Raw genomic sequence first — 25,558 nt, 5'->3', positions numbered from 1 at the left:
TCGATATATCTCGGAAGGACCTATTTATTTTTGTTACTTGATCAGGGCTTAACGCACGAATTCAAGCTCCTTGATGATGTTGTCTGCCTTGCCCCACTTGTGGATTGCCCATAGCACGTAGCGGATGTCTACGCTGATGGTGCGCTGGAGGTTGGGCTCAAACTCGATGTCACCACTCATTGCCTCCCAGTTACCGTCAAAAGCAAGACCGATCAAGTGACCATCCTTGTCGAAGACCGGACTACCTGAGTTACCACCGGTGATGTCGTTGTCAGAAAGGAAGCATAGGTGGAGTGTACCGTCTGCATCTGCATAGTCACCGAAATCCTTTTCGCCAAGTTGCTTGAGGATCTCAGGTTGTACGGCAAATTCATGGCTGTCAGGATCTTGTTTTTCGAAGATACCTGCTTCTGTGGTGTAGTAGTCATAAGTCGCTGCATCGAATGGCTTGTAGCCCTTGACTGAGCCATAACTCATACGCATGGTGAAGTTGGCATCTGATGGGAGTGCTCTTTCAGGCCACATCTCTCTGAGACCTGCGAAGAAGAGACGACGACCCTTGAGGTATTGTCCCATAGTCGCGCCGATCTTTTCGCCTACCTTGGAAATGGAGTGCATAAGATCGCTGACGAGCATCATCGCAGGATCGGAGTCCATGGCAGCCTTGAGTGCGGGATAGTCTTCCATCGCCTTGACCATTCTGTCTCGATCCACCACGACTGAGTTTTCGTAGAGAAGTTCGGCAAACTTGCTGTAGTCTCCTCCGAAAGTCTCCTCGACAGCAGCAATGACGCTTGGCTGGAACTCGGGATCTACATTCTCCTTGATTGCACGGAGCATCACGGGAAGGGTCTCCTTTGCCACTTTGGGGTTGAAGTCCTTGTAGCGAGCTTCGACATCGAAGTCTTTAGCCTTTTCGGGAAGAGAGACGAGGCTGCGAAGCTCGGTGCCTGCGAGGGCTTCGGTAAGGATGGTATAGTTCTTTTCATAGCGTCCCTGTGCTTCGAGAGGAATACGGAGGCTGTCGAGGACAAATCCGTACTTCGCTTTGCGTTCGGGTGTTGAATTCGCCCATTGAGCAAATTCTTTTTCGATCTTACGCTTCTCTTCGATGACATTGAGACGCTTGAGGCCTTTGTTCATACCGATGGAGTTCTTCCAATAGTTGGAGCTTTGGGCATACTTAGAAGCGTATTGGATGTTGATGCCTTGGTCCGCCTTCATATGCTTGAGCCATACGTCTTGCTTGAGACCACGAACGAGGATGCGAGGTTCGTTTTCGTACTTGATGAGGTTGTCTACCCCCCAAGAGCTGAGATATCTGTCTGTCGATCCGGGGAAACCGATGGTCATGGCATAATCGTTCTCCTTGACACCTCTGAGAGAGACCTTTGCGAAGAACTTAGGGCGGTAAGGTTTATTCTTCGGAGAGTAGTCGGCAGGTCTGTTCTTAGCATCCGCATAAGCACGGAAGACAGAGAAGTCGTTGGTATGACGAGGCCACATCCAGTTGTCTGTGTCACCACCGAACTTACCCATAGAGCTGGGAGGAGCAACGACCATACGTACGTCTGTGAATACATCGTAGATGATGAGGTAGTAGACGTTGTTTTCGTAGAATGGATAGACTTGAGCCTTAGTGTTTTTTGTCTTGTTGTATGGCTCTGCGAGTTTATCGAGAGTTTCGCTGATCTTCCTGATACGAGTCATTTCGTCAGAAATCCCTGCTACAGAAGCCTCCACTTCAGCTGTGACGTCCTTGATGCTATTGAGGTAGCTCACGGTAAGCCCGGGAATAGGAAGCTCTTGTGTCTTGTTGTGAGCGACGAATCCGTCACGTAGATAGTCGTGTTGGACCGTACTTTGGCTTTGGATGGCGTCGTACCCACAGTGGTGGTTGGTGAAGATAAGCCCTTCATTGGAGGTCGTGATGCCGGTACAACCACGTCCGAAGATGACGACTGCGTTTGCGATGCTGGGAGCATCATTGTTGAAGAGTGCTTCAGGGTTAAGCGTGAAGCCGAGCTCCTTCATCCTCTGGATGTTTTCCTTCTTGAGCTCATTGAGGAGCCACATCCCCTTGTCTGCCTTTGCCATAGGGCTCAGAGAGAGGAGAGCAACGGCTGCCAAAAGTAGTCTTTTTAGTTTCATTGCTTGTTGATGTTACGTTATATAATGTGATTAAATATGCTTTGTGCGCAAAGATAACTATTTATGTGATAGAGATCGGAAGATTAGTTCTCATCCAATGTATGGAACTGGATAAATGCACCCGGAAGCGAGTCACTCAACCATCTCCGCAGACGCTCTTTGCTATCGGTTGTGAGAGCCTTCTCAGAGACCAAAGTCACTGTAAGGACAGTATCGAGGCCGAGCGAATTGAGGGAGATCGAGTAACTGTTGGAAAAATCTGCTCTGACGATCTCGGGGAAGAGGGTCTTCATGTCCGCAGATACGGTAAGTGCTCGTACTGAGAGCTGTTTGTTGTCATTGATCTGTGTGCGTAGGGAGTCGATGACAAGCTGTTGGTACTTGATGTAGTCGCTCGAAGACTTGGTGATGTCCTGCATGATGTCAGAACGGAAATTGTCGAGGTTCATACTACCGAAACCTTGGCGCACGACAAGAGCCGTATTTTTGAGCCCATAATCCGGCAGTTTGGCTTGGAGGTATTGTACCATGTCCGGTGTAAGTTCCTTACCTATCATCGACACTTCGATGATGCTGCTGTCTCCACGTTGGAACACATGATGCTTGAGGACCTGGGTATCCTGGAATGCCAGCTCCGAGCGGATGAACCTCATCTTCTGCTCTTCGAAGATGTTTGCCTGGATCAGTTTGTAACCCAAGAAGACGCTCGGCACAGCCGTGCAGGTCACGATGGTCAGCACAAGGTAACTCAGACGCTTTGCCCTGATGGGGTTCATGTAACTCACCTTACGGTATTTGAGCAACTTGATCATCATATATGTCGCCAGACCGATGAACACACAGTTGATCATGTAGAGGTAAAAGGCTCCGAAGAAGAAGTTCGGCTGCCCCGTAGCTATGCCGTACCCTGCGGTACAAAGCGGAGGCATGAGTGCTGTCGCGATGGCTACCCCCGGGATGACATTCCCCTTGGACTTCGTGGCTCCTGCGAGTACACCTGCCACACCACCGACAAGGGCGATAAGCACATCATACAGTGTAGGTTGTGTACGTGCCAACAGTTCGCTCTGTGCCGTAGAGATAGGAGAGATGAGGAAGTACAGTGTGGAGGTCAGGAGTGCTATCCCTGTCGCTATCGCAAAGTTGCGTAAAGCCTTCCGTACCAGCCTGAAGTCCACGATGCCGAGTCCCAAGCCGAGCCCGATGATAGGACCCATGAGAGGGGAGATAAGCATGGCACCGATGATGACGGCTGTGGAATTGGTGTTGAGCCCCAGCGAAGCAATGAAGATTGCACAGATCAAGATCCAAGCCTTTGTACCACGGAAGTCCACATCCGACTTCATGGCTTCGATGGTGAGGAGCTCGTTTTCTTTCTCGCCTTTGACGTCGAAGTAGGAGATAAGGAATTCCCAAAGGTTCTGTCTCGGCTCACTATTATTCTGATCCACAGGAGGATTAGGTGTATTATTCATCGTCTTGTGAGTTGTCTTATTGTTTGTAGTATATTCGGATTGATCAATCTAAGTGAGAGAGCGGCAAAGGCCATGAGGAGCACTGTCCTTAGGGCTATGCGCACGGGGATGAAGTCGACCATGATCTGCATGCCGACATAGTAAGCAATGGTCGTGAATGCCGCCAGGATAAGAAGTCTGCGCACATCGTACTCTATCGGGTGATACTTCCGTCCGAAAGCATAAGAGAGCAACATCATCACCACATTACACATGAGCGAGGCCCACGCACAAGCGACATAGCCGTACTTGGGGGTGAAGATGAGGATCAGCCCCACAGTGATCACAAATCCCACGAGCGAAAATACCGTCCCAAAGTACGTACGATCGCTGAGTTTGTACCACATTGAGAGGTTGTAGTAGATCCCGAAAATGATCTCACTTGCCATCACTATGGGCACGATGCGCAGACCCTCGTAGTAGTCGGGGCTGACGATATGCTTGAAGAAGTCGATCCAGTACATCACGCCAAGGAAGATGATGCAGGTGAAGAGCAAGAAGTAGTTCATCGCTACCCTATAGGCTCGTGGAGCATCGTCCTTCTTCATCTTTGAGAAGACAAATGGATCGTATGCAAATCTGAATGCCTGCATGAACATCACCATTACCACCGAGATCTTGAGACACCCCCCATAGATACCCAGCTGACTCATGGCATAGGCTTTGTCCTCATAGAGTTCGGGAATGAGTATCTGTCCTGCCATACGGCTGAAGTTGCCCATCACACCGAGGAGCATGAGGGGCAGGCAGTAGCGGAGCATCGGCACAATGAGGGTCTTGTCGTACGACTTTAGCCCGGGACGGATCACAGGGAGCATGAAGAGCAGCTCGATAGCCGTCGCCAAGAGGTTGGAGACGAAGATGTACCCTACACCATAATCCGTCCTGTAGAACCACGAAACACTCTCAGGATGATGCTTGTAGAGCCAAGGACAGAGGACAAGGAAGAAGAGATTGAATATAATATTGAGGAAGATGAAAAGGAACTTGAAGAATGCAAATCTCAATGGCCTCTTCGTATGTCTCAGATAAGCAAAGGGCAGCGACAGTAGTGCATCCATCGACACAATGGTCACGAAGATGCCTATGTATTCGGGATAATCGGGATACCCCAGTCCCGACGCAATGTTATCTACGAAAAGTAGCCCCATCAGTAGGAAAAGCCCCACGACGACACCGAGTATCCTCAGTGTCGTCCCATAGACCTTATTCGGTGCATCGGAGGTGTTCATGTACCTGAACAAGCCCGTCTCCAATCCCAAGGTCAGCACCACGAGGATGACGCTCACCCACGCATAGAGGTTCGTCACGATGCCGTACTCTGCACTGTCGGCAAGGACACGGATATAGAATGGAGCCAAGAGCCAGTTGAGGAACTTGCTCACGATGTTGGTGATGCCGTAGATCACGGTATCTTTGGCGAGTCCACCCAAGCCGGAGGATTTATTGACCTTTGTATCGCTCATGGAAGATCGATAATTAACGATAGTTTGGACATCCGCATTCGATTGTTCTTTTCAGTCGAAAAGAGAACGCTCCTTGGGGTGCATCGTACGTCCGAAGTGGTTGTACGCCTGCTCTGTGACCTCCCTGCCTCGGGGGGTGCGCTTCATGAAGCCCTCTTTGATGAGAAACGGCTCGTACACCTCCTCGACAGTCCCGGGGTCTTCGCCTATGGCTGTGGCTATCGTACCGAGACCGACCGGACCTCCACTGAACTTATCCATGATCACCGTCAAGATCTTGTGGTCGATCTGATCCAGTCCGTGGCGGTCGATGTTGAGTGCCTCCAAGGCGTAGCAAGCGATATCGTGGTGGATGCGCCCCGAGCCTTTGACCTGTGCATAGTCACGGACACGTCGGAGGAGAGCATTGGCGATACGAGGTGTACAGCGACTCCGCTCTGCAATCTCTTGTGCCGCATTTTGCTCACACTCGACACCCAAGATTCCTGCACTACGCAAGACGATCCCCTTGAGCGTGTCGATGTCGTAGTATTCGAGGTGTAGGTTGATGCCGAAACGAGCTCTCAGTGGGGCGGTAAGGAGACCGCTACGTGTCGTCGCTCCGATGAGTGTGAAGGGGTTGAGATCTATCTGTATGCTCCTCGCTCCGGGGCCCTTGTCGATCATGATGTCTATACGGTAGTCCTCCATGGCTGAGTAGAGGTACTCTTCGACGACCGGAGGCATACGATGGATCTCATCGATGAAGAGGACATCGTTCGGCTCAAGCGACGTCAATACCCCGGCAAGGTCACCGGGCTTGTCAAGGACAGGACCCGAAGTCACCTTGATACCCACTCCCAGTTCGTTCGCAATGATCTGAGAGAGTGTTGTCTTGCCCAGACCGGGAGGACCATGTAGCAACACGTGATCGAGAGACTCACCACGCATCTTCGCCGCCATGACGAAGACACGAAGGTTCTCCACCACACTGTCCTGTCCCTTGAATGTGTCGAAGGTATAAGGGCGAAGGGCTCTGTCGGGATCGGCTTGTTCCTTGAGTCTGTCCGGCTCCATCGCTCTGATGTCAAACTCCTCCAAGCCGTTGTTGTTTTGCATCTTCATTTGGTTGTATTCCCAAGTATATTTTTTCGTAGGTCAGACGAGGGTGAAGTCAAGCTGTTTGCGCTCAAGGTCGGCATCCGCCACCCTTATGGTCACCTTCTCTCCGAGACTGTACGTTTTCTTTTTGTGGAAGCCACGTAGACAGTAGTTCTTCACGTCAAACTCGTAGTAGTCATCATCAAGCTCACGTATGGAGACAAGTCCCTCACAACCATTCTCGATGATCTCCACATAGAGTCCCCAGTCCGTGACACCGGAGATGACCCCCTCGTACTCCTGACCTATGCGATCCATCATGTACTCCACCTGCTTGTACTTGATCGAAGCACGCTCAGCCTGCGCTGCGGTATTTTCCATCGCAGAGTCATGCTCGCACATCTGTTCGTAGGCACGTTTGTCCACATTCTTCCCTCCTGCGAGGTAGTGTGTCAGCAAGCGGTGTACCAGCATGTCGGGGTGACGGCGGATGGGAGAGGTGAAGTGGGTGTAATACTCGAAGCCCAGCCCATAGTGTCCGATATTGTCCACGGTATATGTTGCCTTCGCCATCGTGCGTATGGTGATCGTCTCTACCAGCTTTTCCTCGGGTTTGCCTTGGACAGCATCCAAGAGGGCGTTGATCGACTTGGCTGTCGCGCTCGGAGTGCCCATGTACTTGAGCTTGTAACCGAAGCGCATCACAAACTCCGATAGGTTCTGCAACTTTTCGGGATCAGGCAAGTCGTGCACACGATACACAAATACCGGTGCTTTCTTGCCGGCCTCGGCCTTACCTATGTGACAAGCGACAGTACGGTTGGCAAGGAGCATAAATTCTTCGATGAGTTTGTTGGCCTCTTTGCTCACCACACTCTTGACAGCAATAGGTTTGCCAGCCTCATCGATCTCGAACTTCAGCTCACTGCGATCGAAGTCGATCGCGTTGTTTGCAAAACGCTCTGCCCTGAGCTTCTGAGCCAGGACATTGAGTGCAAGGATCTCTTCCTTGAATACTCCCTCTCCACCCTCTATGACCGCCTGTGCCTCTTCGTAGGCAAGCCTTGCATCACTGTGGATGACCGTCCGTACGATGCGATAGTCGAGGATCTTGGCTTCCTTGTCAAGCTTGAAGATCACCGAAAAGGCCGGCCTGTCCTCATTCGGACGGAGCGAGCACAAGTCGTTGCAGAGCCTTTCGGGAAGCATCGGCACGGTGCGGTCGACGAGGTACACGCTCGTTGCACGCTTCTGAGCCTCCTTGTCGATGATGTCGTTGTCGTGGACGTAAGCCGTCACGTCTGCGATGTGCACCCCGACCTCCAGATTGCCGTCTTCAAGGACACGGTAAGATAGGGCGTCGTCGAAGTCCTTCGCCTCCTTTGGGTCTATCGTGAGCGTAGGTACTTCCCTGAAGTCTTCTCGGTTGTACTTCGGGTCGTATGCAGACTGTTCGTCGATCCTGTCGGCAGCCTCTTCGACCTCCTTGGGATACACATAAGGCAGACCGAACTCCGCAAGGATCGCATGCATCTCTGTGTCATTTTCTCCGGCACGGCCGATGACATCGATGACCTCACCCACGGGATTCTTTGCCCCCTCTTTCCATTCGACCACACGGACGATGACCTTGTCGCCATCCTTTGCTCCACGCACAAATCTATCGGGGATAAATATGTCGTTGGCGAGCTTGTTGCTCTCCGTCAGAAGAAAAGCCACTCCATTGTTGACTTCGAGCCTGCCCACAAAATTGGCCTCCACACGTTCGATGACCTGTACGACCTCCCCTTCAGGAGCTGTACCTCTGCGTTTGGCATGGAGTTGTATCACCACACGGTCGCCATCCATGGCGTTGCGAGAGTTGCGTTCGGCAATACGTATGGGGGCTCCTCCATCATCTGGAACGAACGAGTTGTGCCCCCTACCTCCCGTACGGCGAAATATACCTTCGAGGCTTTTGCTCGGTGCTTTGTAGAAGTACTTGCCACGCCCCGAACGCTGTATGATCTTCTCGTCCGACAGGCTTGCGACAAGCTCAGACACCACCTCATAAGCAACATCGCCATGTACACCGATGGCAGCAGCTATTTGTTTGTAATTGACGGGGGTGTTGGGATGCTCACGGAAGTACTCCATGATCTTTCCCCTCAACCTCGTGATAGAAGGCATCTTGTCGACAAAGTCATTGCCTGCGGCACTTCTTGACTTTCTCGCCTTGCGCCCCGGAGCCTTGCTCCTTGGTATATATTTACTACTCATTATGTTCTGTTTGATCTTGAGAGAAGGATGAAGCCATTTTTATCCTTCATACAAATGTACAAGATTTAGGCGAAAGGCTCAAACGACGAAGTTACTAATCTGATGATATAAAAGAAATCCCGATCCTATGCTCAATGGCATAGGGTCGAGACTACAATTCTTGGATGTATTTCGTCAAGGGTGCCCTTCTGATCTCAGAAGCTGTACCTAACTCTCAGCCAAAATTCAGAATTTTTCTTGTAAGCATCGAACAGCCCCCCTTTCCTGCTGCCGAGCCAGTCGTAGCCACCCATGATATGGATCTGATCGCTCAGAGCATAGTCTGCGGTGAAGCGACTGAACCACCCCTGCCCCACCATATCGATGTAAGCGAAGTCGGATAGTTTGAGAGTATTGCCCAGCAGGCTTTTTGAGATGCTGAGGGTGAGGAGGGCAGTCGTTTGATCTTGGCTGATGTGCGACTTGTAGCCGAAGATACTTTCGGAGGAGACCTGCCCCGAGATCATCCAGTCGTTGGGGGCATACCAGTCGATACCCATGAGCCAGTTGAGCGTCTCGAAGCCCTCCGAAGGTTTCGGCGCACTGTATGTGAAATGCTTGTCAATGCTCAGCGCTGCCTCTCCTCGGATCACGACCTGTCTTACAGGAAGCGCAATGTCTGCACCTATCAATCCCATACGGTAGTGTCGTGGCACGATGGTGAGGGCTTGTGGCGATACCCATTGTTGTTCGAAGATGGGCATCTTGTTCCAAGTATGCAGTGCAGAGAGAGAGAAGTCCACGCCCGGGAGGGTAAAACTCAGCCGCCCGCCGTACTCAATGTTGCGGATGTTGAAGTCCGGCCTGCCGGCATCGGTATCCCACGATACCTTCAGCCCCGGATGGGCATCAAGAGCAGCAAAGGGATACCAGGGGTTGCGACTGTCTGTGGGCAACTTATAGCCCTCGAAGGTGGGTACGAGCACCGCTTCAAACTGCACTTTCTCGTTGAAGAGCAAGAAGCGCAACGCATTCATCGGCATACGGATGTCGTCGTAGTCTTGAGCCAAAAACTCGGTCAAGTCCATCGGAGACAAGTGGTCGGTGATACGGATGCCGTCGGCCACGCCCCAGATGATGAGTTGTCGCCCGGCTTTGAGTCCCCAGTGGTGTTCCCTATGCTCGAAGTAAGCCTCCCGCAGACGGATCGAGGTCTCTTCCTTGAGGAGGGCATTGTGTACGATGTTGAGCGAGACATTGACCTGAGAAGACCCGAAAGTTTTCTTTACCTCCGTCCTCACCGTCGATCGTGAGCTCATGAAGTCAAAGGGCGAACTGCTCCTCAAGGCCTGATAAGTATCGACAAAGCCCTTGACCTCAAATCTCTGCTTATCATCTTGTTGTCCCCATGCCACAAGGGACACGGCAAAGGTCAGTACGACCGAGACGAACAAGTTCCATCCCTTGGTGATCCCGAGCATCTTCATCACATACTGCCTTTTTCAAGAGTGGAGACACTGAACTTTGACTCCTCGAGAGGGATGTTGAAGCTGAGTCTGCCAAACTCCAGCACTGTCTTGTGACCGGTCTGCTCGTTGGACATTTCCATCTTCTTGGCTGTCCAAAATCCATCGACCTTCTCGATCCGTGAGAGGATGAGCCGGCGGTGGAGCTTATCCATCTTGTCATAATACTCGACCTTTACGGGTATGTGGCAGTCCTGACGGATCCAGACCAACTTACGAGAGTACACATCACGCTTGTCCTTGGAGACCGACTCCACCTTCCAACACTTTTGTCCGTCGAGCGTCTCCTCGCCCAAAAGGTTGTGTGTGTCTTCGTCCACATTGCGACTGCCCATGTCGTCGTAAGTGAAATCACTACCCATGAAGTAATCCTTCTTTGCGGACGAACCACTGATACGTCTTGTCTTCTTCATCGCAGGAAGATAGAGCCACTTATCATCATCTTTGCCCATCTCGTCGTAGTCCCATGTGAGGAAACCGGTCCCCTTGACATCCCCGGGATAGAGGAAAAACATCAGGGTCTTGCGGTCTTTCTTCCCCTTGCCCACATCGATGGAGTAAGACATGAGTTTGCGCTCACGTGTACTGCCGCGCTTATTGATCAAGGTCATCGTCAACTCTGACTGACGGGTATCACCGTTGGGACGATCCTTCGCCATCTGCATGATGTCTCGACCGCTCTGTGCTTGGACTCCGAAGATAGAGAGGAGAGAAATCAGCAGTATGTTTGTTGCCATGCGTTTCATATCGGTAAAATCTTTTTTTGAGGGGAGCTGTCTGCCGTAACCCTTTGACGAGCCATACGACCATGATCGGGACTCCCTTATGGTGAAAAAAATGTTAGTAAAGTCTCTCTTAGAATTTGTTTTTGTCGTGGGACAGAATGTTTTCTATTACGGGACAGAATACATTCTGTCGTTGTCCGGAATATGTTCTGTCAGCACCTTGTTTCTCGCGCAGTTCAAGCCTCCTTGCCGAAGATGTTGAAGCGACGGAAGAGTAGAGGAGTGATACACAAGTCCGCCAAAATTGCAGTGAACATCCCGGCCACAGAGAGGATGCCCATATGGACGAATGAAGCCCCTTCGGAAATCGTATAGGCCGCAAAGTTGGACGAGACGATGACACTCGTCAGCACGATGGGTGTCCCCACGATCCTGAACGACTTGAGTACCGCCCCTCGGTAGTTGCGCTGGCGGTCAAACTCCAAATGACCGTGGTTGAAGAAGTGGATCGTGTCGTCCACTGCAAGACCCAGGATCATCGGCATGATCGTCGCGGTCATCATGTCCAGAGGATAGTCGAGCAGTCCCATCAGACCACCCACCACGAGGGCAGGCATGATATTCGGGATCAAGCCTATCAGCCCCACACGGATGCTGCCGAAGACCATCATCATCAATACACCGATGATGATCAGCGAGATGACGAAGGAGGACAACTGTCCGTGCACGACATATTGCATCATCGTGGTGAACTGTGGCAGACTCCCTACGGGTGTGATCTTTGCTGTCGGGAATGCCTTCCGTGCAAAGTCCGTGATCCGGGCGAGCTCACGCTCGGCTTCACCCGAGTTGTATTTGCGTATCTCGACCTTCAGACGGAGGCGTTTGTACTCGTAGTCGATCCAGTTTTCGGCCTCGCTGCCCCCTGCATTTTCGTACAGCAGTAGCTGCTGAGCGATCTCCTCGGCATCGTCGGGGATGGTATAGTAGGCTTCGTCACCATCGTGCAAGGTCTGATTGAGATCCTTGAGGATGTTGAGGAGTGAAGTTGTACGCTTGGTGAGAGGATAGCTTTCGACCTCCTTCGTGACGACATCGAGGGCATGTAGGCTCCGAGGAGTCTTGGCATCACCTTCGTTGGGGAAATGGATCATGAGGTCATAGGAGTAGAGCGATCCGAGTTCGCTCTCCGCCACATGGAGGAGATCACGCACATACTCTACCTTTCGACCCATAGTACGCTCGACATCGAAAGCAGTCTCCATCCTCGTGAACCCATAGATCATCACTGCCGTAAGCAGTCCGGAGATGAGCCAGATGGACTTCTCGTGCCCAAGTACCCAGACACCGAATCTCTCGAGGAGACTGTCCATACACGAACGCTTCTCAACGGCGGAGGGGTTCGGTGTGCGATCCTTGCCCATACTCAGTGTGGTGGGCATGACCATGATGGCAATCAAGAAAGAGAAGAGGACACTGGCCGAGGTCGTGATCCCTACGAAATGAAGGGGGACGACAGGGATTGCCAAGAAGGACAACAGGGCGGCAAAGGTAGTCAAGGCACTGAAGAGGATGGGCCAGCCTGTCTCTTCGATCGTCTCTATCGCAGCGAGTTTGCGCTTGCCATGCCGGCGCATCTGCCGTCGGAAGTAGGAGTGGATGTGGATGTTGTAGGCGATGGCAACGGCAAAAGCCAGGAGTATCGGTATCATGATCATACCACTGTCGATCTCCAAGCGGAGATAGCCTGCTATACCATAAGCCATGATGATGGATGAGATGGCTGTGATGACAGGTACCACGACACCTCGGACAGTCCTTGTCGCCAGTGCCAGCACGACGATCGCGAGGAGGATCGCAAAGCCCAAGACTCGAGGCATCTCCTTATTGATCCAGTCCATCTTGCGTTCGGCAAGATAGGGCATACCGGTTCCCTTGGGGTTGAGAGGAGCGTATTCGGGCTTGGTGATGATGTGATGGAGCTCCTGACCCGTGAGGGCTTCGGCAGGAGAACCTGCCCCCTTCTTGTCCCCGACCGTATCGGCGGGGAAGGGGCGCAACTTGAGCAGTATCCAGGTCAGTCTGCCGTCGGCTGATACGAGCCTGTTGGCGATATTGGGCTTGAGGTAAGCCTTTCGCTTGATCTCCTCCAGCCCCTCAGGATCGGAAGGGATCTCTTCAGGCACGATCTGCTCGATGACCATGCCCTCCTCTTCACCGATCATGAACTCGATGTCTGTCAGCGAAGTGATCTTTTCGGCATAGGACATGCTGTCGAGCATCTCGTTGGAGAGACGACGGATGAGTTCGAGGTTGGGGCGGGTGAAGATATCCTCACTCTCGACCAGCACGGCGGCAAAGTTGTCATTGCCGAAGATGCTCTTGAACTCTTCGGTCTGTACGATCATGGGGTCATCCTCGAGGAAGTAGTCCTCCCATGATGTCTTGATGTTGAGGAAGCGCATACCGTTCAGCCCGAAGAGGACGAGGAGGACAAAGACTCCGAGGACGAACCACCGCTTCCCGATGATCCACTCGCCTTGTCGGCGAAACCATCTGTTGATACGTTCGATCTTCATGTGTGTATGGTATAAATAAATTATGTATTATATCTGCATCAATTCTTTCCACCCTGCCGTCGCAAAGGTGACGTATTCCCTCAGACCTTGTTCGAGTTCGGCCTCGGTGAGAGCATCGTTAGATACGATCTCGGTGAGGATATTGACCCACCATGTAGAGGACAGTTTGAGGAAGAAGGGAGAGACCTCACTATAAACCTGTGGATACTTCTCCTTAAACGCTCGCAGGTAAGTCAATCCGAATGCCACCTGCCGCTCCAAGAGACTATCCTTGTAATGCTCCAGAGAGGATCCGCCGGAACGTAGGAAGAGGAGTTTGATCTCCGTGCGGTAGTGCTTCGTCAGCTTGACAAACTCATCCACTGTCACGTCTCGGTAGCGAGAGGGGGTATTCATGTACAGCTCCATGTTCTCTTCGCTACAATGCTCCTTCAGTATCGTCTCGCTCGCCTCCAGCAGTGGTGTGAGGACAGCCCTGAACAAGGCATCCTTGTTGTCAAAATGGTTGTAGATATTACTCACCGTCACCCCTACCTCTCTGGCGATCACTCGGAGAGAGGCATCCCTGAAGCCCTTCGCGATGAATTCCTCACGGGCAGCCTGGAGTATCCTCCATCTGGTCTTGTTGTTGCTCAAATCCTGTTTCATACCTATCACAAAGTTATCACCCATGAACAGTGTTCACAATACCATCATCTCGGTATTTAGCGAGCTGCCAACCCGCCCCACGACCCAAGATATGGTGACTCAGCTCGTCTCCAGCCGTTAATTGAGGATCGACAGAAAACTGTTCTCTCTACTTTGTGCGCATGAGTGATATGAGGACTTTAGCTTAAAATGGATCAACTATTTGTATTTTTTGATTAAAAATCAGTATCATTGTAGGACAGAGAATACGATCTCTGACAAAATATAACTACCGAATTACTACCGAGTATGAAAGACTTCAAATGATAAATGATTAACCATCAAATAACATATAATTAAAATACTATGACTTCTACTTCTTTCCGTAAACTTGCCGAACTTCTTCTCGCTATCGGCTATGTGGCTTATGCTTTTTGGAACATCTCTGAAGGAGACTCTTACCTTGATCAATCGTTTTACTTCTTCTTTGCCGCGATCTTGTTGATGGCTGTGTTCTTGGATCCGAAAACGAAATCTCACAAGATGACTCCAAAGGAGAGAACAAGTTACTTCAAGGTAGTCCTTATGGGCATCATCGTTTTCGTAGTGGTGACTGTAGGGGTTTCGGTTTATGCCTTCTTTGTCAAGGGAATATCTGAGGTGATAAGTGTGATGCTTAGTGGTGCTTTAGCTGTCGTCATTCTTTCGGGATTTCTCTCACAGTATAAAACGTCCCCTGAGGGTAAGGATTTGCATAGGGAATTGAAATAACTTTTTTCTTTTAACACCAAATTCTATCGTAGACTTCATATCCAAGGGCTTGATCTTGTTTCGATGTGGCGATTTATTTGACTGTAATTGACGATAACCAACTCGGAGTGAATGTCCGTACGTTGTCTTTGTGTTGACTAATGAGCCCTTCTTGGTGATGTGTTTATATCCAGAAGAGTGTGTATTTTTCTGCAGACTTGGTAAGTAGAAACCAAATTTTGTTTGTAAATTCGTCTGAAACTCAATGTTAAAAACACTTGTGCGATAAGTATTCGTAGAGGGGCAGAAGAGTCAGTGAAGAGGATGAGAGTTGTATCGGGCATGGTACCGTGGAGATATGTGGTGTGGCTGGTCGTAGGTCTTTGTACCCTATCGGTCATGTCGATGGATATTCATGCCCAAGTCTCCCACATTGTCAAGGTCACCGATGCACTCAACCACAAGCCTATCCATGGGGTGTCCGCTGTCTCATACCTCCCCACGAAGCAACAGCACACAACACTGCTATCGGGAGCATTCAGGCTCAAGATCTCGCAGGAGGTCATCTCTTCAGGAAAGGCAATAAGCATCAACTTGGTGCACTCGGACTACCACCCCATCACACACACTTATATCCCACGAGATCTTGCAGGTGACACCGTACGCATAGAGATGATGCCGATCGGACAGTTGGCCAATGAGGTCTTGGTCGAGCGTGCACGGTCGGTGTACCAAGCTCAGGGCAATCCCGCGCTACTCCTCCTCGACACCCTTATTCAGGCGAGAGCATCGAAGAGAGATGAGTACACTTATCGCGTGTATGACAAGCTGAACCTGGCTATCGCCAACTTTGATCTGAATAATAAGTTACTCAACCGACTTTTTCCATTCTTTCGCAACTACGTCACGACTTCCAAGCTCAATGGCAAGTGGGTGCTTCCACTCTCACTCAGAGAGACGGTGTACGACATCGGACACAATCCCGACGATGATCGAGTGCGGGAGATCATACGCTACCGTAACCGTACCGGCGTCGATCAGAACATCGACGATGGTACGATGACACAAAGTTTGGAGGAGATCTTCCCTCGCATAGACATATTCAAGGATGACATCAAGCTCCTCGATAATCGTTTTGTCTCTCCACTATCAAGTACGGCACCGAGGTTCTACAAATACTATCTCACGGACACGATCATCACCCGGGGACGGGTCACACAGGTCATACAGTACTACCCATACAACCCCAGGACTTTCTGCTTCAGGGGGCAGCTCTACTTGACGATGTCGGATGGTGAGCTACAGGTATTGAGATGTGAGATGGAAGTCCCGAAGACGATCAATCTCAATTTCGTCGGAGCACTCAAGATCACTCAGGATTTCAAAGAGAGCGACAACGGCCGCTGGGTGGTAGACAAGGAGGAGATGAACATCAACCTCACACTCTTTAAGAAGGCTCTCGCCCTCTATGCCGAGCACACGAGGAAATACGATAAGTATAACTTTGAGACTCCGGACACTCTGCTCACACGCAGCCCTATCCCGATACGCAACTTGTCCGATGCTCCCGAGGCTGCTCGTTATGGTGTAGAACTCACGTCCCAACCGCTCCTGGCATCGGATGATGGAGCAAAGGGTTTTCTCGAGGAAGTACGACGTGTCCCTTTCTACAAAATAGCATTGGACGCTGCTGAGATGATCTCACGAGGTTACATCCGCACATCTTACTCACCGTACAAGTACTATGGAGGGAGTAAGTTTGACATCGGCCCGATACCGACCTTCTATAGCAAAAACGACATCGAGGGGGTCCGTCTGCGCTTCGGGGGACGGAGCACGGGCTACCTGTCCCCACGACTCTTCATCTCCGGCTATGGAGCTTACGGCTTCGGCGATAAGCAGTGGAAGTACAATGGAGAAGTGACTTATAGCTTCAAAGACAAACGCTACTTCCTTGACGAGTTCCCAAGGCATGATCTATCACTCATGCACGAGTACGACCTCCATACCCCCGGGCAGATCTACAATGACAATGATAAGGACAACATCTTACGCAACCTCGGGACTTCGTACCTCACGAGCCGTTCGTATCGCAAGACATGGCGACTCAGATACCGACACAACGGACTGAATGGGCTATCCGTCGAGCTCTCAGCGAGACACACGCTCGACAAACCTACAGGGTCGCTCTCCTATGTCTACGTTCAGAAGGATTCGACCTTCCTCAATCTCCCTCACCTTCAAGACATGTCTTTCGGCATTCAGCTACGCTATGCTCCGGGCGAGCGTGTCTACGAAGGTAACCTCAAGGCAGGCTCAAGACGACAACAGCAAAGAGATCTCCCCATCTTCACCCTACGACATGACACCTCGGTGAAGCTCCTCGGCGGAGACTTCTACTTCAACAAGACCGAAGCCGGGATCGAACAAAGGTTATGGTTCTCATCGTATGGCAACTTGGACTACAAGATGGTGGTGGGTAAAATCTGGAACAATGTCCCCTTCCCTCACCTCTATACCCCGCCTACCAACTCGGCAATAGCCTACAATGAACACTCATTTCAGCTCCTCCGACCACTCGAATACATAGGAGACGAATATGCGACACTCTTTGCATCTTACCACATGAGAGGATGGCTCATCAGTCGCATCCCACTCCTCAACCGTCTCAACCTTCGAGGAGTACTCTCTCTCAATGCCCTCTATGGCAACACCTCCAAACTCAATAGTGTCAAGACAAGCAAAGAACTCTTCATCCTCCCCTCATCGACCTCGGAGATGACTCACACCACACACGTGGAGATAGGGTTCGGATTCGAAAACATCCTGCGAATCTTGCGTGTCGATGTCTTCAGACGCCTCACCCCTCCCGGGATCAATGCCGGTCCTGATTATGGCATCAAAGGGGAACTCCGCTTCAACTTCTGACTAATGAGGTGACACCTCCTCAACGCCCCCAAGCCTTTCATGCATAGACCGTTGATTCTCTTGAGGCAAATTCTCCCACAGACAAAGCAACACAAAAAAGCCTTGAAAGTCTCACTAAGAGAATTTCAAGGCTTACACTTTGAGTAGCGAGACCGAGAATTGAACTCGGGACCTCATGATTATGAATCATGCGCTCTAACCATCTGAGCTATCTCGCCATTTGCCCTGCAAAGTTAACGCTTTTTTCCGAACAGGCAAATTATTTTACGAGAATATTACTACGACAGTGACAATTCGGGAGCAATCACTCTCAGTCCCTGTTCGCCACCCTCATGAGAGATGTCGACGATGTAAGCACCACCATGTCGGACATTGCCATCGAGGATCTCCTGTGTGATGAGGTCTTCGACATACTTGGCGATGGCACGCCGCAGTGGTCTCGCACCATACTGTGGATCATAGCCCTTTTCAGCCAAGAAGGTTTTGGTCGCATCGGTATAAGAGACTGTGATATTGAGCTGTTCGAGACGCTTGTCCAAGTCACCAAGTTCAAGATCCACGATCTTACGTATGTCGTCAGATCCGAGGGCATTGAAGGTCACTATTCGGTCGATACGGTTGAGAAACTCCGGAGAGAAACTCCTCTTGAGAGCCTTCTGTATCACCGCCTGTGAGACACCCGAGGGATCATAAGTATCCGCATCACGGAAGCCTATGCCATCACCGAAGTCCTTGAGCTGTCGTGTCCCGACATTCGAAGTCATGATGATGATTGTGTTTTTGAAGTTGACTCGTCGACCGGTACTGTCCGTGAGGATACCATCATCGAGGAGCTGAAGCAAGAGGTTGTGCACTTCGGGGTTTGCCTTCTCTATCTCATCGAAGAGGACGACCGAATACGGCTTACGGAGGACCTTCTCTGTCAGTTCGCCCCCCTCATTGTATCCCACATATCCCGGAGGCGCACCGATAAGACGTGACACCGCATGACGTTCCATAAACTCACTCATATCGACCCTGATCAGGGCATTTTCGCTACCGAAAAGCTCACGTGCGATCTGCTTGGAGAGATGGGTCTTACCGACACCCGAAGAACCAAGGAAAAGGAAAGTCCCGATCGGTCTGGAGGGATTGCGGAGTCCTACCTTGTTACGCTGGATGGCACTCGAGATGTCGGAGACGACATGATCCTGTCCGATGACACGAGCGGACAGACGCTCCGAGAGCCCTGAAAGGTTCTTGAGATCGTCACGAGTGAGCGACTCCAAAGGCAATCCGGTAGACAGCGACACGACCTTCTCCACCGTATCCACATCCACGATGAGTGGTGCGGCAGTCTCGACTCCGTTCTTCAAGTCCTCGATATATTTATCTAGTTCCTCACGAGCGACCTTCTCCTCATCCCTGTACTTTGTTGCCAATTCATAGTCGAGATTTTTGACCGCAAGGAGCTTCGCCTCATGTACCGTCTTGAGTCGCTCCTCCAAATCAGAGATGCGTGTAGGCTCAGCCTGATGCATGATGAACGTATGTGCTCCGGACTCATCGAGGGCATCTATGGCTTTGTCAGGGAACTGTCGCTCGGTGACATACCTTGCGGTCAGCTTGACACAAGCCTCGAGAGCTTCGTCCGTGTACTTGACCTTGTGAAACTTCTCGTATGTCGGGCGAAGTCGTCTGAGGATGTTGAGCGTCTCTGCCTCATCAGTTGCTGCGACGACCACCTTCTGAAACCTACGATCCATCGCCCCATCCTTCTCTATCGACTTGCGGTACTCCTCCATGGTCGTCGCTCCGATACAACGCACCTCACCACGAGCCAAAGCCGGCTTGAGGATATTTGCGGCATCGAGTCCACCTTCGGGATTACCACTCCCCATGATGGTATGTATCTCATCTATATAGAGGATGATCTCCGGATGCTCCTTGAGCTCTGAGATGACTGTCTTGAGACGCTCCTCGAACTGCCCACGATACATCGATCCCGCCACGAGACTTGCCAGATCAAGTGAGACGATCTTCTTGTCCATCAGTGCGATGGGGACCTTCTTCTCCTCTATCCTCTGAGCGAGAGCCTCGACAATGGCCGTCTTCCCTACACCCGGATCACCGAGCAAGATAGGGTTATTTTTCTTCTTTCGGCAGAGGATCTGAGCGATACGCATCATCTCATCCTCGCGCCCATATACAGGGTCGAGCTTACCGCTACGAGCGGCATCATTGATCGACACGCCGTAAGCATCCAGCATCGGTGTGTCCTTCTTACCCTTTTCCTTAGGAGCTTTGTCCGTCTTATCTTCGGTCGGCTTCTTCTCCTTTTTATCGTTGTTGAGCAACTCGTCGCCCCAGTTCTCTTCCGGGTTGTCCTCCTTGAAAGGCTGAGGGGTGCTCATACGCATATCATCGTTGTATGTATCTTTTTCTATCATTATTCCGGTCAAAATGTAGTTCGACTGTCAAGGCACCTGAGTGAGACGACTCACCAAGTCCCTTACCATTCTCACTACACAATCCGTGCCAAACTTCGAAAGTCGGACGCACAAGTCATAATTGTCTGCCACACCCCACTCTCTTGTCGTGTAGTAGAGATAGTACTCCTTACGCTCCTTGTCCACCCTTTCGATCTTCTCTATGGCCTCCTCCTTCGAGATCGAGAGACGCTCCATGACCCGAGCAGCCCGACGCTCCATGTCATCGGTCACGAAGATCGAGATGAGCCGAGGCTGCTCCCTCAGGACATAATCGCTACAACGCCCCACAAACACCGCGGGGCCTTGTGTCGCAAGGTGTTCGATCGTAGCGCACTGACGAGCAAAGAGGCTCTCATCGCTGAGAAATCCCGAAGTGTACGTATAGAATGCGTTGGTCATCGGATAGCCCGAGTCATAGATATAGGGAAACGCTCGGGTATTCCGCTCATCGACCTTGCGCAGGATGTCCGCCTGTATGTTGGTCTCCTTGGCGGTGAGATCCAAGAGGTTTTTGTCATACATAGGTATGCCAAGTGCCTTACTGATAGCCTCGGCAAGGGCCAGTCCCCCACTGCCGTACGAACGCCCTATGGTGATGAAATAGTTGGGAGATGAATTAGTTGTCATAACCAATACACTGTTAAGTTCATTACCTACATTAGCACAAATATCCCATATTTCTGCAAACTCTACACCGCAATGTAGCAATAATAAACGAGAATCGGGTGAGTCCAAATAGAAAACTTTGGCTCACCCTACTTTGAGGTATCGCAGAACGAATAAAAGCTCAGGGGATCAAGTTAATTTACGAGACAAAAGTATCTGTATGTGTTGTAACATCCTTGAAGACAGCCTTGAATGTCAGTACCTGAGTTCCTTGAACTTATTTATTGGTTTTAGCACTATTTTTTATATATTTAGAGACACATCACACATAGACAATAGAAAAAAGAAGCCTTGACCATAATTTGGCAGAGGATCCTGATTGAGAGACCAATTGAGATACAGGCCATGATGTATAAAAGAGGGGATTCCAATTTTATTCTATTTGAACGAACTAATAATTACCAATGAGAATAGATAGAGTTATATTCGGATTGATACTTCTCCCCATGATGGTATGGACACCTTCTGTAGCAAAGGGAGAAGGGAGGAAGAAGGTACAGATAAGAGTCCATTACACTACCAAGTACCATCAATTTGAAGGGCAAAAACAAGCACTTGTGGATGAGGCCATCTTGGATATTGGTGGCAAGATCTCCCACTTCTATGGACTCAATAATGTCCAAAGGGAGTTGATTAAAGAACGTATTTTGGCTCAAGGGGGTAGCCAAGGAGATGTGATGAATGCTTGCGAGCGTGCAGGCTACCCAAGAACAAACCTAAATTATCAGGTATGGAAGAATTATCCCACGACGAATAGCTTCACTTTCACTGAAAAGACCTTTAAGCACCTGCGCTATACAGAACCGATGAGCAAGCCTAAGTGGACTTTGGTACCAAAGGATAGTATCATCGCAGACTATCACTGTCAGCAGGCCAAGACCGAATACTTAGGGCGACATTGGACGGCATGGTTTACCACCGAGATACCCTATAGCGATGGTCCTTGGAAGCTTTACGGATTACCGGGGCTTATCCTGCACGCAGAGGAGAGCGAAGGTCTATTTGCCTTTTCGTGCATACAGATAGAGCGTGTCGAGGATGAAACCCTTCTCTATCCCAAAGGGAAATACGTTGAATGCAGCAAGCAAGAGTATCGCAACCTCATGAAGCTGCTATGGAAATCACCTGATGCACTATTTGAGAAGTTGACCGGCTTTAGGAGCCGAGGGAAAGATCAGTTTGGCAAGGATAAGACCTATCCGGAGAGAGTAGCACTATTTTTGGAAAAAGAACAATGATAGGTAATGTGCGTTTGCTCCCTTTATGCCTATGGATACTACTCTCGCTTATATCCACTATGGCTGTTGCGCAAACTACATACAATGGGCGAGTAATAGACGAAAAAGGTGTACCCATACAAGATGTCAATGTACTGCTCTACCGCAATCAATCTTCACTCGTCGGCTACACTTTTACCGAGGAGGACGGCAGATTTCAGATAACGACTGAGAGAGATGTCGACCCGGTAGCTATAGGATTTGTGCTACAGGGCTACGAGACGAAGCGCATAAAAATCGAGGAGTATAGAAGTGGTATGGATATTAAGCTACAAAGTGTCACGTTTGAACTCCGAGAGGTCAATGTCCGCGTCGAGAGGATCAAGCAGAAGCAAGACACACTGGTGTACAATGTATCCGGCTTCAAGCTAAGCCAAGACAGAAGCATTGCCGATGTGATAAATAAGATGCCGGGGCTGGCTGTACGCTCAGATGGGCAAATCACCTTCGAAGGGAAGCCTATAAATAAATTCTACATAGAGGGTTTAGATCTACTTGGCTCTAAATATGCCCAAGCGAGCGAAAACATAAGTGCCGACATGATAAAGGATGTACAGGTACTGCAAAACCATCAGCCGGTAAGGAGTCTGAAAGGGGTACGATTTAGTGATCAAGCAGCACTAAACATCGTACTAAAAGATGAGATGAAGAATGTATGGTCAGGGATACTGAATGCCGGGATCGGTAGTACAGCACAAGACTTGACACAAAGCAGGAGAGAGGTTCTCTACAGCGCACGCATGATGGGGATGGTATTTGGCCGTAAGATGCAGAACCTCTCCATGTATAAGTGCGACAACACAGGCAAAGATATCACCAATGAAATACAAGACTTGGCGACAGAGCTACATGGCAATCAGGCGGAAACCGGTCTATTGAGAAGGCTGGTAGCACCTGCAACAGCAATAGATCGGGAGCGATCTACATTCAATCAATCACACCTCATCACCACCAACCACCTTGTAAAGACCAAGAGTACTAACGATATCCGTCTCCAGCTATCATACTTTTGGGATAAGACAAGAGGAAATACGGCATTATTAACGAAGTATTTGGAGCATGAAGGTATGACCCTATCGGAGGAAAGTAGCGTGGGCTCGAGGGAGAGCAACCTGAAAGGGGAGCTGACCTACAATGTCAATAAAGAGAGGAATTACATCAACAACCGCCTATACGGAAGCTTCACAGTAGACAGAAGCGATGGGACATCCCTCCTACAACAAAAGTTGATACAGCAGAGTGTTGCACTCAAGAAGTCTTATCTCACGGAAGATTTTGAGATCACACATCGCCTAAAAAATGGCAATACGATCGAGGGGGCTTCCCTTAGCACTTACAGCTATCTACCCGGTCAGCTGCTGACGGCAAAGGGATTTAATGAGCGTTTGGATATATCGGCATTTCAGTCGGATAATCATGTCGCATTCAATCACACCATCAGAGGCTTTATCCTAAGCCAACGCATAGGCTACCGACTGAAGCACCAAGAGATCGTGGTGCGCTACCCGGAGGTGGATAGTAGAGAAAGGTACACCCAGCAGAATTGGTATGCATCGACAGGAATGAACTTCCGAAGGAAAGCACTAACCCTAAGGGCAACATTAAAAGCCGATATCGTACACCGACAATATGGGACAAAGAAAAAAGTGAGGGCTACATTACAGCCTGACTTACACGTACAATATGAATATAGTGGCACCTCTACCGCCTCACTCTCCTATAACTACCTCGAGTACCCCGATGCCCTCACATCTATCTACCGCACACCTATCTTCACCTCTTATAGGGTGGTCACGGCACACACCGGGAGCTTGGAGCAGAGGGGCAATCATGCAGTAATCCTTGGGTTCAAGTATCAACATCCAATCAAGGGGCAGTTTGCAAGTATCAACGCTTCGTGGAATAAACGGACTAATGAGGTACTCTACCAAAGCGTCCTACAAACCTCGATTTATAGGCAGATACCCACTGAACAGCGATACCACGCCTCAAGCTATTTTCTGAACGCAAACTTGGCAAAATCATTCTACTGGTGTAGGACGTTGATATCCCTCAGGGGACGACAGCTATGGAGTGATTACTACCTATTGAATAGGGATGAAAAAGCACCTTGGCAAATGCAGAATACCGAGCTGAGCTTGGCTCTCTCTATGCAACCGGCTAAGTATATCTCCTATGAGCTGACAAGCAAGATATTGAGCAATAAACAGATAAATAAAGAGGATCGCTCCATCTCCAACCCTCGGATAACATCTTTCTCTCACACACTCGAATTATTTATTTTCCCTCTTAAGTATCTGGAAATAGGATGTAAGAGTGAATTTTATCATCACACCGATAAGAGCCTACAAAACAATCTATTTACCGATGCACACATCGCCTATAAGAAGGATAGATACGAATTCAGACTTTCCTGTAGAAATGTCTTTGGGAACAATCAGTATCAGATGAGATGGCAGACTTCTACCACCGATATGTACTCCATATACCATCTACGCCCGAGAGAGGTGTTTTTTGACTTCTCTATCACCATATAACGCACAGTCTCTAATAGTTACCGATATTTAGCGGAGGTACATGTAAAGACAAGACACAGATCAAAATGGATTGATTTACAAACTCTTGTTCGCTTTACGGCGTATCTCCTTAGATCCAACTGATGCATCTTGCCCCTCACACTCACCACAACACCTCATGTACCGCCCTCAGAAAGAATATCCGAGCGAAAGATAAGGTATATAGGGTACAAAAATAAGCTTATTCGCCTCTCCTTTGGTCGTAAGGATAGGTGAAAATCCGACTCTGAACATAAAGCCCCCCTTTACAGGCTGATATCGGAAGCCCAAAGTCAATGTCCCGGCCAAATTAAAGTCTGAACCGCTTCGATGCCTCCTGACACATCCCGTGTCATAGAGACTGTAGTGACCACGCATGAATGTCGCTCCTGCTCCCATCTCGAAGTATCGTCCTCTACGACCCAACAAATAGTTGACTTGTATGGGGACGGTCACCACACCGTTCGAACCGGATCCATAGTAAGAGCCACCGACACGAAGTCCCCAGCCGTTGAGGCGACGATCAAAACGGGTCTCAAAGTTCAAACTCAAAGGAGTCAGGCCGAGCCCTGCCGCTTCGACAAAGATGGACTTCGGCACAACATCAGTCCTATCCACAGAAACAGACCGCCTTTCTACTTTTATTCTCCGGTCATTTGAGGCACTCAGCTGTTGCGACTCGGAATTATACTCCCCCGAGCCTGAAGCACAAAAGATGAACAAACAGCCAAAAAGGTGGCAATCACAATTCTTTTCATATACAAACATTCATACTGTTTAATTGATTCGCGCAAATATATAAAACATGTCCGAACTAAGGATGGCTCTCGTCCATATTTGCATCAAAAAGACCTCTCATCCGAGAGTAGAAATCAAATCTTACGACTTTTTGCCCCCATTACCATGGGGAGCGAGTCGAGAAAAAACAGAATTGAGCCGCTTTCTCCACGTTTGTACACACTTCGATCAGAGTTCTTTAATCGAACGATGCTGAACGGAGGTTTC

At 49.9% G+C, this 25,558-nt stretch carries 16 protein-coding genes and 1 tRNA gene; 4 read left to right on the top strand and 13 right to left on the bottom strand.

Features of this window, described 5'->3' with window-relative positions:
* Positions 1–48: 48 nt before the first annotated feature.
* The 9 genes from dpp7 to EL262_RS08975 all read right to left on the bottom strand — a co-directional run bounded on the left by dpp7 (position 49) and on the right by EL262_RS08975 (position 13,927).
* A complete protein-coding gene (gene dpp7, locus EL262_RS09015; protein ID WP_036851748.1) occupies positions 49–2,151 on the bottom strand; it encodes a dipeptidyl-peptidase Dpp7 in 2,103 nt (700 codons plus the stop codon).
* Positions 2,152–2,234: 83 nt separating this feature from the next.
* Positions 2,235–3,626: a DUF389 domain-containing protein gene (locus EL262_RS09010; RefSeq protein WP_025836837.1), complete on the bottom strand. Its 1,392-nt coding sequence runs from the start codon at positions 3,624–3,626 to the stop codon at positions 2,235–2,237.
* Positions 3,623–5,131, bottom strand: a complete 1,509-nt coding sequence (locus tag EL262_RS09005) for a polysaccharide biosynthesis C-terminal domain-containing protein (protein ID WP_025836835.1) — start codon at positions 5,129–5,131, stop codon at positions 3,623–3,625. The genes EL262_RS09010 and EL262_RS09005 overlap by 4 nt, the downstream gene beginning before the upstream one ends.
* Positions 5,132–5,182: 51 nt before the next feature.
* Complete coding sequence (gene ruvB / locus EL262_RS09000; protein ID WP_036844590.1) at positions 5,183–6,229, bottom strand: Holliday junction branch migration DNA helicase RuvB; 1,047 nt, start codon at positions 6,227–6,229, stop codon at positions 5,183–5,185.
* A gap of 39 nt (positions 6,230–6,268) precedes the next feature.
* Complete coding sequence (gene rnr, locus EL262_RS08995; RefSeq protein WP_025836830.1) at positions 6,269–8,470, bottom strand: ribonuclease R; 2,202 nt, start codon at positions 8,468–8,470, stop codon at positions 6,269–6,271.
* Between the two features lie 194 nt (positions 8,471–8,664).
* Complete coding sequence (locus EL262_RS08990; protein WP_126464415.1) at positions 8,665–9,936, bottom strand: DUF1302 family protein; 1,272 nt, start codon at positions 9,934–9,936, stop codon at positions 8,665–8,667.
* Positions 9,936–10,712, bottom strand: a complete 777-nt coding sequence (locus EL262_RS08985) for an outer membrane lipoprotein-sorting protein (protein ID WP_036853312.1) — start codon at positions 10,710–10,712, stop codon at positions 9,936–9,938. The genes EL262_RS08990 and EL262_RS08985 overlap by 1 nt, the downstream gene beginning before the upstream one ends.
* 224 nt (positions 10,713–10,936) lie before the next feature.
* Positions 10,937–13,279, bottom strand: coding sequence for an efflux RND transporter permease subunit (locus EL262_RS08980; protein WP_078735491.1), 2,343 nt, complete (start codon positions 13,277–13,279; stop codon positions 10,937–10,939).
* 27 nt (positions 13,280–13,306) lie between these two features.
* Positions 13,307–13,927: a TetR/AcrR family transcriptional regulator gene (locus EL262_RS08975; RefSeq protein WP_025836825.1), complete on the bottom strand. Its 621-nt coding sequence runs from the start codon at positions 13,925–13,927 to the stop codon at positions 13,307–13,309.
* Between the two features lie 345 nt (positions 13,928–14,272).
* On the opposite strand from EL262_RS08975, the gene EL262_RS08970 reads away from it, so the two are divergent.
* Both EL262_RS08970 and EL262_RS08965 read left to right on the top strand, forming a co-directional pair.
* A complete protein-coding gene (locus EL262_RS08970; RefSeq protein WP_025836823.1) occupies positions 14,273–14,677 on the top strand; it encodes a hypothetical protein in 405 nt (134 codons plus the stop codon).
* 303 nt (positions 14,678–14,980) lie between these two features.
* On the top strand, positions 14,981–17,584 hold the full coding sequence (locus EL262_RS08965; protein WP_126464414.1) for a DUF5686 family protein: 2,604 nt from the start codon (positions 14,981–14,983) through the stop codon (positions 17,582–17,584).
* A 144-nt stretch (positions 17,585–17,728) separates the two neighbouring features.
* Here EL262_RS08965 and EL262_RS08960 read toward each other — a convergent pair.
* The 3 genes from EL262_RS08960 to EL262_RS08950 all read right to left on the bottom strand — a co-directional run bounded on the left by EL262_RS08960 (position 17,729) and on the right by EL262_RS08950 (position 20,682).
* Positions 17,729–17,802: transfer RNA gene (locus tag EL262_RS08960), tRNA-Met, on the bottom strand.
* Between the two features lie 60 nt (positions 17,803–17,862).
* Complete coding sequence (locus EL262_RS08955) at positions 17,863–20,013, bottom strand: ATP-dependent Clp protease ATP-binding subunit (protein ID WP_052095376.1); 2,151 nt, start codon at positions 20,011–20,013, stop codon at positions 17,863–17,865.
* A gap of 27 nt (positions 20,014–20,040) precedes the next feature.
* Positions 20,041–20,682, bottom strand: a complete 642-nt coding sequence (locus EL262_RS08950) for a cytidylate kinase-like family protein (RefSeq protein WP_025836818.1) — start codon at positions 20,680–20,682, stop codon at positions 20,041–20,043.
* 443 nt (positions 20,683–21,125) lie between these two features.
* Here EL262_RS08950 and EL262_RS08945 point away from each other — a divergent pair, with 443 nt between their 5' ends.
* Both EL262_RS08945 and EL262_RS08940 read left to right on the top strand, forming a co-directional pair.
* Positions 21,126–21,959, top strand: coding sequence for a GLPGLI family protein (locus tag EL262_RS08945; protein WP_126464413.1), 834 nt, complete (start codon positions 21,126–21,128; stop codon positions 21,957–21,959).
* A 59-nt stretch (positions 21,960–22,018) separates the two neighbouring features.
* Positions 22,019–24,535, top strand: a complete 2,517-nt coding sequence (locus tag EL262_RS08940) for a TonB-dependent receptor (RefSeq protein ID WP_234983401.1) — start codon at positions 22,019–22,021, stop codon at positions 24,533–24,535.
* Positions 24,536–24,703: 168 nt separating this feature from the next.
* Here the strand turns inward: EL262_RS08940 and EL262_RS08935 are convergent, their stop codons facing one another.
* On the bottom strand, positions 24,704–25,171 hold the full coding sequence (locus tag EL262_RS08935; RefSeq protein WP_025836815.1) for a hypothetical protein: 468 nt from the start codon (positions 25,169–25,171) through the stop codon (positions 24,704–24,706).
* Between the last annotated feature and the right edge of the window lie 387 nt (positions 25,172–25,558).

It is taken from the genome of Porphyromonas cangingivalis, assembly GCF_900638305.1.
GTDB classification, from domain to species: domain Bacteria; phylum Bacteroidota; class Bacteroidia; order Bacteroidales; family Porphyromonadaceae; genus Porphyromonas_A; species Porphyromonas_A cangingivalis.
The sequence above is the reverse complement of the archived record's forward strand: the minus strand, read 5'-3'. Positions and strand labels throughout refer to the sequence as shown.

Bases quoted from the DNA above. Each gene is read 5' to 3' on its own strand.
- EL262_RS09010 (WP_025836837.1), bottom strand. From the start codon at position 3,626: ATGAATAATACACCTAATCCTCCTGTGGATCAGAATAATAGTGAGCCG.
- EL262_RS08950 (WP_025836818.1), bottom strand. From the start codon at position 20,682: ATGACAACTAATTCATCTCCCAACTATTTCATCACCATAGGGCGTTCG.
- EL262_RS08940 (WP_234983401.1), top strand. From the start codon at position 22,019: ATGGCTGTTGCGCAAACTACATACAATGGGCGAGTAATAGACGAAAAA.
- EL262_RS08945 (WP_126464413.1), top strand. From the start codon at position 21,126: ATGAGAATAGATAGAGTTATATTCGGATTGATACTTCTCCCCATGATG.
- EL262_RS08980 (WP_078735491.1), bottom strand. From the start codon at position 13,279: ATGAAGATCGAACGTATCAACAGATGGTTTCGCCGACAAGGCGAGTGG.
- ruvB (WP_036844590.1), bottom strand. From the start codon at position 6,229: ATGCAAAACAACAACGGCTTGGAGGAGTTTGACATCAGAGCGATGGAG.
- EL262_RS08990 (WP_126464415.1), bottom strand. From the start codon at position 9,936: ATGAAGATGCTCGGGATCACCAAGGGATGGAACTTGTTCGTCTCGGTC.
- EL262_RS08955 (WP_052095376.1), bottom strand. From the start codon at position 20,013: ATGATAGAAAAAGATACATACAACGATGATATGCGTATGAGCACCCCT.
- dpp7 (WP_036851748.1), bottom strand. From the start codon at position 2,151: ATGAAACTAAAAAGACTACTTTTGGCAGCCGTTGCTCTCCTCTCTCTG.
- EL262_RS08970 (WP_025836823.1), top strand. From the start codon at position 14,273: ATGACTTCTACTTCTTTCCGTAAACTTGCCGAACTTCTTCTCGCTATC.
- EL262_RS08985 (WP_036853312.1), bottom strand. From the start codon at position 10,712: ATGGCAACAAACATACTGCTGATTTCTCTCCTCTCTATCTTCGGAGTC.
- rnr (WP_025836830.1), bottom strand. From the start codon at position 8,470: ATGAGTAGTAAATATATACCAAGGAGCAAGGCTCCGGGGCGCAAGGCG.
- EL262_RS09005 (WP_025836835.1), bottom strand. From the start codon at position 5,131: ATGAGCGATACAAAGGTCAATAAATCCTCCGGCTTGGGTGGACTCGCC.
- EL262_RS08965 (WP_126464414.1), top strand. From the start codon at position 14,981: ATGAGAGTTGTATCGGGCATGGTACCGTGGAGATATGTGGTGTGGCTG.
- EL262_RS08975 (WP_025836825.1), bottom strand. From the start codon at position 13,927: ATGAAACAGGATTTGAGCAACAACAAGACCAGATGGAGGATACTCCAG.